10 protein-coding genes are annotated in these 8,063 nt (G+C 68.0%); 6 read left to right on the plus strand and 4 right to left on the minus strand.

Annotation, left to right across the window (positions count from 1 at the left end; all coding sequences use genetic code 11):
- Positions 1-123 precede the first annotated feature (123 nt).
- Together EA346_RS12715 and EA346_RS12720 are read right to left on the minus strand one after the other, a co-directional pair.
- On the minus strand, positions 124-603 hold the full coding sequence (locus EA346_RS12715) for an Rrf2 family transcriptional regulator (RefSeq protein WP_296759178.1): 480 nt from the start codon (positions 601-603) through the stop codon (positions 124-126).
- Between the two features lie 253 nt (positions 604-856).
- On the minus strand, positions 857-1,384 hold the full coding sequence (locus EA346_RS12720; RefSeq protein WP_296759191.1) for a histidine phosphatase family protein: 528 nt from the start codon (positions 1,382-1,384) through the stop codon (positions 857-859).
- Between the two features lie 225 nt (positions 1,385-1,609).
- Between EA346_RS12720 and EA346_RS12725 the strand changes: the two genes are divergently transcribed.
- The 5 genes from EA346_RS12725 (at position 1,610) to speD (ending at position 5,553) form a co-directional block, all read left to right on the plus strand.
- Positions 1,610-2,203, plus strand: a complete 594-nt coding sequence (locus tag EA346_RS12725) for an aminodeoxychorismate/anthranilate synthase component II (RefSeq protein ID WP_296759180.1) — start codon at positions 1,610-1,612, stop codon at positions 2,201-2,203.
- A gap of 104 nt (positions 2,204-2,307) precedes the next feature.
- Positions 2,308-3,339: an anthranilate phosphoribosyltransferase gene (trpD, locus tag EA346_RS12730; protein WP_296759183.1), complete on the plus strand. Its 1,032-nt coding sequence runs from the start codon at positions 2,308-2,310 to the stop codon at positions 3,337-3,339.
- Positions 3,336-4,148: an indole-3-glycerol phosphate synthase TrpC gene (trpC, locus tag EA346_RS12735; protein ID WP_296759184.1), complete on the plus strand. Its 813-nt coding sequence runs from the start codon at positions 3,336-3,338 to the stop codon at positions 4,146-4,148. The genes trpD and trpC overlap by 4 nt, the downstream gene beginning before the upstream one ends.
- Before the next feature lie 69 nt (positions 4,149-4,217).
- Positions 4,218-4,673 (plus strand): OsmC family protein, encoded by a 456-nt coding sequence (locus EA346_RS12740; RefSeq protein ID WP_296759186.1) that lies wholly within the window; start codon positions 4,218-4,220, stop codon positions 4,671-4,673.
- 70 nt (positions 4,674-4,743) lie between these two features.
- Positions 4,744-5,553 (plus strand): adenosylmethionine decarboxylase, encoded by an 810-nt coding sequence (speD, locus tag EA346_RS12745; RefSeq protein WP_296759193.1) that lies wholly within the window; start codon positions 4,744-4,746, stop codon positions 5,551-5,553.
- Positions 5,554-5,602: 49 nt separating this feature from the next.
- Here speD and coq7 read toward each other — a convergent pair whose 3' ends face one another.
- Both coq7 and EA346_RS12755 read right to left on the minus strand, forming a co-directional pair.
- Positions 5,603-6,244: a 2-polyprenyl-3-methyl-6-methoxy-1,4-benzoquinone monooxygenase gene (coq7, locus tag EA346_RS12750; protein ID WP_296759188.1), complete on the minus strand. Its 642-nt coding sequence runs from the start codon at positions 6,242-6,244 to the stop codon at positions 5,603-5,605.
- 109 nt (positions 6,245-6,353) lie between these two features.
- The gene (locus EA346_RS12755) at positions 6,354-7,628 is read right to left on the minus strand and encodes a (Fe-S)-binding protein (protein WP_296759189.1); all 1,275 of its coding nucleotides are present in this window, start codon (positions 7,626-7,628) and stop codon (positions 6,354-6,356) included.
- A 179-nt stretch (positions 7,629-7,807) separates the two neighbouring features.
- Between EA346_RS12755 and EA346_RS12760 the strand changes: the two genes are divergently transcribed.
- Positions 7,808-8,063, plus strand: a 256-nt coding sequence (locus EA346_RS12760; RefSeq protein ID WP_296759190.1) for a (2Fe-2S) ferredoxin domain-containing protein, incomplete at its 3' end; no start/stop codon positions are given.

The following is an 8,063-nucleotide window of genomic DNA, read 5'->3' on the forward strand; positions in this document are numbered from 1 at the left end:
CAGCGCCGGGCGCGCCTGCGGCGCGTTCGCGGGCGAGGCCCGCTCCCACAGGGGGCGCGGGCATGGCCGTGACTTTCACGCTCCGAGGACGAACTCCGGGGGGCCGGAAGCCGACCCGATGGCTCAGGCGGCGCTGTCGAAGATGAAGTGGTGGCGCGGGCGGAACTGCCGCACATCCGGCTTGCCCATGACCTTGAGCACTTCCGGGTGGTTGGCGAACTGGTCCAGCGTGATGCCGTCCAGAAAGTCGTGCAGCTGCTGGTCGAATTCCTGCCAGAGAACCTCGGTCAGCGGCGGTTCCTCTTCGGCCTCGTCCTGGTGCTGCTTCAGTCGGGTCAGGTTCATCGTGTCGCCAAGGGCGTCGATGATGTCGGCCACACTGATCCGCTCGGGGCGCCGGGCCAGGCGATAGCCGCCTCCGGGACCACGGATGCCTTCGACCAGGCCGCCCTTGCGCAGCTTGGCGAACATCTGCTCCAGGTAGGACATCGAGATACCCTGGCGTTCGGAGATTCCGATCAGGGTGACGGGTCCACTGCGCTCGTGGATGGCAATATCCATCATCGCGGTGATGGCGAAGCGGCCCTTGGTTGAGAGTTTCATGACGGACTCCTTGCAACTGTGCTGTGAGTGCATTAAAGCAAAGCCTGAGCAAAACAGTCAAGAATAAGACCGATTTGATTGTGTGATCCCCGCTGACGGCTGACGAAGCGATCGGGTCCCGAACCTTCCGCATGTCCCAGTGGGCCGGGTCGGGCCGGGCCCTCAGACGCGCCGGCCGGTCCAGGTCCGCCCGCGAGGTCCGCCCGCGGTGTGGCCGCGATCGGGCCCGTGCCGAAAACGCCTCCTACCGTTCCTACAGGTCCTCGGGGCGCAGGCTTCCGAGATGCCGGAAGCGGCTCCCGCCCAGAGGCTCGAACACAGCGATTCCGCCCTCGTCGATGAACACGTTGGCGGCGGTGCGGAGGTTCAGGTTGTGACCCACGATCACCGTGTTCAGCGAAGCGTCCGCGGGCGTCGTCGCCAGCCGTTCGCGCAGCGAGGTCGCCAGCCATTCGCGCCTCGCCGGATCGCCGACCGCCGGGAGGTTGAAGAGGTCGTCGACCTGCTCGTACCGGCCGAATGCCAGTTCCGCGGTATCCCGGTTGCGGCAGAAAGCGCTGCTGAGCACGGTGCCCACCGGAATGCCATGGCGCTCGAAGGCCTCGCCCACGTCGCGCGCCTGCTGCCGCCCCGGGCTGTTCAGGTTGCGCTGGGTCTCGCAACGGTTCATGTCGGACAGATTGCTGTCGCGCTGGCTGCGGTCGGTCAGGGCGTGGCGCCAGTAGATCACGAGGCCGCCGTCGCGCATTTGCTCGATCAGGGCGGCGTTGCTGTCCGCCATCAAGGGTGCCGGCACCAGCAGCAGGGCCGTCAGCAATACGGCGGTGAAACGTGAGAACATACGAAAGTCTCCCCAACGGTCGAGTGTCGCTCCCGGGCGGGGAGCAGGAATGGATCAGCGCTCACTCCGGCTTTCCGACCACTTCAGTGGCAGAAGATTTCATCGTGTTGCCGAAGGAAGGCGCTGTCTCTCGACCCGACGGTCCCAAGCACAAGGTTGCGCCGCATGATCCTGATGATCGACAACTATGACTCCTTCACCTTCAACCTCGTCCAGTACTTCGGCGAGCTGGGGGCGGAGGTGGCGGTACACCGCAATGATCAGATCGATGTCGAGGGCGTGCGGCGGCTGGCGCCGGACGGCATCGTGATCTCGCCGGGACCCTGCACGCCGAACGAGGCGGGTGTGTCGCTGGAGGTGATCCGTACCTTTGCCGGCGAGATCCCGCTGCTGGGTGTCTGCCTGGGGCATCAGGCGATCGGGCAGGCCTTCGGCGGGCGCGTGGTCCACGCCAAGGCCATCATGCACGGCAAGACCTCGATGGTCTTCCACGCCGGCCAGGGCGTCTTCGACGGGCTCGAGAACCCGTTCGAGGCCACCCGCTACCACTCGCTGGTGATCGAGCAGGACAGTCTGCCCGACTGCCTCGAGGTGACCGCGTGGACCCGCGACGCGACGGGTGGGCTGGACGAGATCATGGGCGTGCGCCACCGCAGCCTGCCGGTCGAGGGCGTGCAGTTCCATCCAGAATCCATCCTGACCCGGCACGGCCACGATCTGCTGAACAATTTCCTGAAGCGTCTGCCGACCGCGGCGTGAACCCATGGCCCACCAGTGGCCCACGAGCACGGGTCGTCTGCCCGGGCGAGCGAGGGTAGACTGTCGCCCCTATCCTTCAATTCGACGCAGACAAGGGGGGCCGGGTGACGATACAGGAAGCGATCGCCGCGTTGATCGAGCGGCAGGATCTGGAACCGGAGGCCATGGTCTCGGTGATGCAGTCGGTGATGACCGGCCAGAACACGCCGGCCCAGATCGGGGCCCTGCTCGTCGCGCTGCGAATGAAGGGGGAGACTCCCGACGAGATCGTCGCGGCGGCCCGGGTGATGCGGGAACTGGCGACGCGGGTCGAGGTGGCCACCGAGGGCCTGGTGGATACCTGCGGCACCGGCGGTGATGCCTCCGGCACCTTCAATATCTCGACGGTTTCTGCGCTGGTCGCTGCGGCCGCCGGCGCACGCGTGGCCAAGCACGGCAACCGCTCGGTGTCGTCGCGATCGGGCAGCGCAGACGTGCTCGAGGCCCTGGGCGTGCGTCTCGGGATCGCGCCCGAGGGGGTCGCGAGCTGCATCGACCGGCTCGGCGTCGGTTTTCTCTTTGCTCCCGCGCATCACGGCGCGATGCGCCACGCCATCGGCCCGCGCCGGGAACTCGGCATCCGCACCATCTTCAACGTGCTCGGGCCGCTGACCAACCCGGCCGGGGCGCCGAACCAGGTCCTCGGGGTCTTCGCGGCACAGTGGCTGCGACCTCTCGCCGAGGCCCTGCAGAAGCTCGGCAGCCGCCATGTCCTGGTGGTTCATGCCGAGGACGGACTCGACGAGATCAGCATCTCCGCCCCGACCCACGTAGCCGAGCTCCGCGACGGCGCGATCCGTGAGTACACACTGGGCCCGGAGGACATGGGCCTCAGGCGTGCCCCGCTCGACAGCATCCGGGTCGACGGCATCGAGGCCTCTGCGGCCATGATCCGTTCGGTGCTCGCCGCCGAGCCCGGACCGGCCCGCGACATCGTGCTGTTGAACGCCGGCGCCGCGCTCTACGTCAGCGGTCGCGCCGCCAGCCACGCCGAGGGCGTTGCCGAGGCCGGTCGGGCCATCGACAGCGGCGCCGCCGGGGAGCGCCTGCGGCAGCTGGTCGAACTCACCGCCGCGCTGCCCGAATGGAAGCCATGAGCCACCTGCAGGAAGGGACCGTCCCGGACGTCCTGCAGCGCATCCTGACGCGCAAGCGCGACGAGGTTCGGGCGCGGGTCGACGTCCTGTCCCTGGCCGACCTGTCGGCCCTGGCGGCAGTGGCGGAACCCCCGCGCGGCTTTCGCGCGGCCCTGCGCGAGCGCATCGATGCCGGCCGGCCGGCGGTCATCGCCGAGATCAAGAAGGCCAGTCCCAGCAAGGGACTCCTGCGCGAGGACTTCGACCCGGCAGGCATCGCGCGCAGCTATGCAGAGCACGGCGCGACCTGCCTGTCGGTGCTGACCGATATCGACTTCTTCCAGGGGGCCGACGCCTACCTGCAGCAGGCCCGTGCCGCATGTGGGTTACCGGTGCTGCGCAAGGACTTCGTGATCGACCCCTACCAGGTCCTGGAGGCCCGGGCGCTGGGGGCGGACTGCATCCTGCTGATCGTTTCCGCGTTGGACGACGCCAGTCTGGGCGATTTGTACCGGCTTGCGGGTGAACTCGGATTGGATGCGCTGGTGGAGGTTCACGACCGGGACGAACTCGAGCGCGCGCTGCGCCTGGGGGCGGACCTGGTGGGAATCAACAACCGGAACCTGCGCAGCTTCGAGACCCGGCTGGAGACGACCCTCGAACTGCGCGCTTTGGTGCCACCGGAAGTGTTGCTGGTGACCGAGAGCGGGATCCAGACTGCGGCCGATGTGGCACGTATGCGCGCCGCCGACATTCACGCCTTCCTGGTCGGCGAGGCCTTCATGCGCGCCGAAGATCCGGGCGCAGCCCTGGAGCGGCTGTTCGGCTGAAGTCCGGCGCAAGCGACGATTTTCCCGCGGCCCGTGCGATCGGGCCGCCGACACGAGGAGCAGGAACCGATGCGGGTACGGGTGAAATGGCTGGACGGCATGGCCTTCGTGGGCGAGACGGGTACCGGGCACGCGGTGGTGATGGATGGTGCCCCGGAATTCGGCGGGCGCAACCTCGGGGCGCGGCCGATGGAGATGCTGCTGCTGGGACTCGGGGGCTGCACCAGCTTCGATGTAATCGCGATTCTGAAGAAAGCGCGGCAGCCGGTGCTGGATTGCGAGGTCATCGTCGAGGCCCAGCGCTCGGAGAAGGTGCCCAAGGTCTTTACCGAGATCGCGGTGCATTTCCGCGTCTACGGCGACGGGCTGTCGGAGAAGCACGTGGCCCGCGCGGTGGAACTCTCGGCCACCCGCTACTGCTCGGCGTCCATCATGCTGGGCGCCTCTGCGAAGCTCTCGCACGACTTCACCATCATCGAGGGTCCGGCCCCCCGGCAGGAGGGCCCGGCGCCTGCCGAGGCCTGAATCGTTGACACACTGAACAAGGGGTCTAAAATTCGCCGCTCTTTGGTTGGGGCTGGAGGAACAGGCCATGCTGGCTCGGCACGACAAGCGCATCAAGCTCCACGGGTTCAACAACCTGACCAAGAGCCTGAGCTTCAACATCTACGACATCTGCTATGCCGCGGGGCACCGGCACCGTGACGAGTACATCGCGTATATCGACGAGGCCTACAACGCCGCGCGCCTGACGCAGATCCTGACCGACGTGGCCCAGCTGATCGGGGCGAACGTCCTGGACATCTCGCGCCAGGACTACGATCCGCAGGGGGCTTCGGTGACCATGCTGATCTCCGAGGAACCGGTCGCCACCGAGAAGATCGGCTTCACCGAGGGCCCGGGACCCCTGCCCGAGACCGTGCTCGCGCACCTGGACAAGAGCCACATCACGGTCCACACCTACCCCGAATCCCACCCGGAAGGCGGCATTGCCACCTTCCGCGCCGACATCGACGTCTCCACCTGCGGACGCATCTCGCCGCTGCGGGCACTGAACTACCTGATCCACAGCTTCGAGTCCGACATCGTGATCATGGACTACCGGGTGCGCGGGTTCACGCGCGACATCCGCGGCAAGAAGCACTTCATCGATCACAAGATCAATTCCATCCAGGACTTCCTGTCGCGCGACACCAAGGACAAGTACCAGATGGTGGACGTGAACGTGTACCAGGAGTACCTGTTCCACACCAAGATGGTGCTGAAGGAATTCGACCTGGACAACTACATGTTCGGCCTGGGCAAGGAGGACTACCCGGCGCGCGAGGCGTCGCGCATCTCCAAGCTGCTGAAGCGCGAGATGATGGAGATCTTCTACGGCAAGAACATGAGTCGCGCCAACTGAACTGCGGCGATTGTGGGCCGGGCCCGGGCCGCCGTGCGCGCGGCGGGCATCACATCCAGTAGGCCGTCCGCGTCATCACCCCGGCGACGACCGGCATCAGCAGTCTGCGGATGGGCCATGGCACCGGTTGGCCGCCCAGCTCCATCGCCGCCGCGCCGTGCTCGACTTCCTCCAGCTTCATCTGCAGCAGGATCGCCGCCGACACGTTGTCTTCCGGCGGCAGTCGCTGGAGGTGTTCGTCAAGGTGCTGTTCGACCTGGCGTTCGGTCTCGTCGACGAAACCGAGGCTGTAGCGATCGCCGGCGAGGCCCGCCGCCGCGCCCATGGCCAGTGAGCCGAGATACCACAGCGGGTTCAGCAGGCTGGTCTGCGTGCCCATCTCCTGCGCCCGCTCGGCGCACCAGTGCAGGTGGTCCCCTTCCTCGCGCGCAGACTGGTCCAGGCGTGCCCGCACCTCGGGCCGGCGGGATGTGAGCATCTGGCCCTGGTAAAGCCCTTGGGCGGCGATCTCTCCGGCATGGTTGACGCGCATGAGTCGTCCGACCAGGCGGCGCTCGTCGGCCTCCAGGAAGGGCTCCGGGAGCCCCTGCCCCGGAGACGGGCGCCCCGTGGCGCGGGCATGGCCGGAGACCACCTTTACGAAGGCATCCGCCTGGCTCAACAATTCATCGACAAGGGAGAGATTGCGCATTGCAGGATGCTAGGCCAGCAACGGCCCTCCTTACAACCCCGCAGGAGCGACCTCCGGCCGCGATCAACGGCTGTCGGGTGAGCACAAGGGCATCGCGACCGGAGGTCTCCTACGTGCCGGGGGACGCCAGGCGTTCGCGCAGGAACCGGGCCGGGGAGACGATCCGGGGCCCGGTACCGCCACGCTGCTGCAGGGCGCGCAGATGCACGCTGCAGCCGACGTTCGGGCTGACGATGACGTCGGGCTCCGCGGCCTCCAGTGCCGAGAGGGTCGCCTGCCCGAGCGGGTCGGCCATTGCGGGCTGGGTCAGCATGGCGGTACCGGCCGCACCGCAGCAGTTCTGGGGTGGGATGAGCGCGGCCAGGGCGATCCCGGGCAGGCGCTCGAACAGGCGCCGGATGCCGTCGCTCTCGCGGGTCACGTTGCGCAGGGTGCAGGGCAGATGCAGCGCCACGCGCACCGGGTCGGATCGCCAGCGGAAGTCCTCGACCGGCAGCTGCGCCAGGAAGCCGGTCAGGCTGGTGACGCGTTCGCGCCAGGCGTCCCCGGGGTATTCACGCAGCTGCGCCTCGCAGCCGCTGTCCAGCACCAGGATGGGCCGGGTGCCGCCAAAGGCGACCTCGTTTTCCCGTTGCAGCGCGGCTGCGGCGTCGGTGCGGCCGAGGTGCTGGTCCATCGCGCCACAGCAGACCTGACCCGGCGGGACTCCGGCCCGGATGCCGAGTGCGTGCAGCAGTTCCAGCGTGGCGGCGCTGTCCGGCCCGGTGAAGAAGGCGTCCATGCAGCCGGTGAAGAGCCAGACATCCGCCCTGGACGCATCCGCAAGGCGCGCCAGGCGCGGCATCCTGACCAGCGAGGGACCGGTGTGGCGCAGCACGCGCCCGAGCCGGCTCGATGCCGGGAACAGGCGCCGCAGGCCGATGCGATGCACGGCGCGCGCGGCCAGGGCGGCCATGCGGCGCACCGGCCGCCGTCGCAGCGCCAGCCGCCGCCAGGGACCGAACAGGCGCTCCGGGAGCGTTCGCCAGGCGCCGCCCGGGTGTTCCCGGAGGATGCGCCGGCTGGTGTCCATCAGTTCACCGAAACGCACGCCCGCCGGGCAGACCGCTTCGCAGGAGCGGCAACCGAGGCAGCCCTGGAGATGCCCGCGCAGCCGCTCGTTGTCCGGTTCCAGGCGTCCCTGCGCCAGCCCCTGCATCAGGGTGATGCGGCCGCGCGGTGAGTCGCCCTCCATCCGCTGCATCGCGTAGGTCGGGCAGTGAGGGACGCACATGCCGCACAGCACACAGCGGTCCGCCCCGGCGAGATCCGCGGCAAACCCGGGCAGGCTTGCCGGCGAAGCAACGGGTGCAGGGGATGCTGCTTGGCCGTGGTTTGTGCTCATCGGGGAGGCGGCGGTGGACGACCGGTTCAGCATACCAGCAGCCCGCAGGCCTCGGGTGTTGGCCGGTCGGCGATGGGGGTTGCGGCGCACGGTGCCTGACGGTTTCCCCACCGTCCATCCCGTTGCCTGTCGCGCCCGCGGGTGTGGCGCTATCATGACGGCGAACTGCGGGAGGCGGCATGGCCTACTACGAGCGACACATCTTCTTCTGTACCAACCTCCGTGACGACGGCAACTGCTGCGAGGATCACGGCGCGACCGAGATGCGCGCGTATGCCAAGCAGCGCGCCAAGGACATGGGAATCCACGGCAAGGGTCAGGTTCGGGTCAATACCGCGGGCTGCCTGGATCGCTGCAACGAGGGGCCGGTCGCCGTCGTGTACCCCGAGGGCGTCTGGTACACCTACCAGGACGAGCGCGACATCGACGAGATCC

This window comes from Thioalkalivibrio sp. (genome assembly GCF_007692535.1).
Lineage (GTDB): Bacteria > Pseudomonadota > Gammaproteobacteria > Ectothiorhodospirales > Ectothiorhodospiraceae > Thioalkalivibrio.

Bases quoted from the DNA above. Each gene is read 5' to 3' on its own strand.
- EA346_RS12715 (WP_296759178.1), bottom strand. From the start codon at position 603: ATGAAACTCTCAACCAAGGGCCGCTTCGCCATCACCGCGATGATGGAT.
- EA346_RS12720 (WP_296759191.1), bottom strand. From the start codon at position 1,384: ATGGCGGACAGCAACGCCGCCCTGATCGAGCAAATGCGCGACGGCGGC.
- EA346_RS12725 (WP_296759180.1), top strand. From the start codon at position 1,610: ATGATCCTGATGATCGACAACTATGACTCCTTCACCTTCAACCTCGTC.
- trpC (WP_296759184.1), top strand. From the start codon at position 3,336: ATGAGCCACCTGCAGGAAGGGACCGTCCCGGACGTCCTGCAGCGCATC.
- EA346_RS12740 (WP_296759186.1), top strand. From the start codon at position 4,218: ATGCGGGTACGGGTGAAATGGCTGGACGGCATGGCCTTCGTGGGCGAG.
- coq7 (WP_296759188.1), bottom strand. From the start codon at position 6,244: ATGCGCAATCTCTCCCTTGTCGATGAATTGTTGAGCCAGGCGGATGCC.
- EA346_RS12755 (WP_296759189.1), bottom strand. From the start codon at position 7,628: ATGAGCACAAACCACGGCCAAGCAGCATCCCCTGCACCCGTTGCTTCG.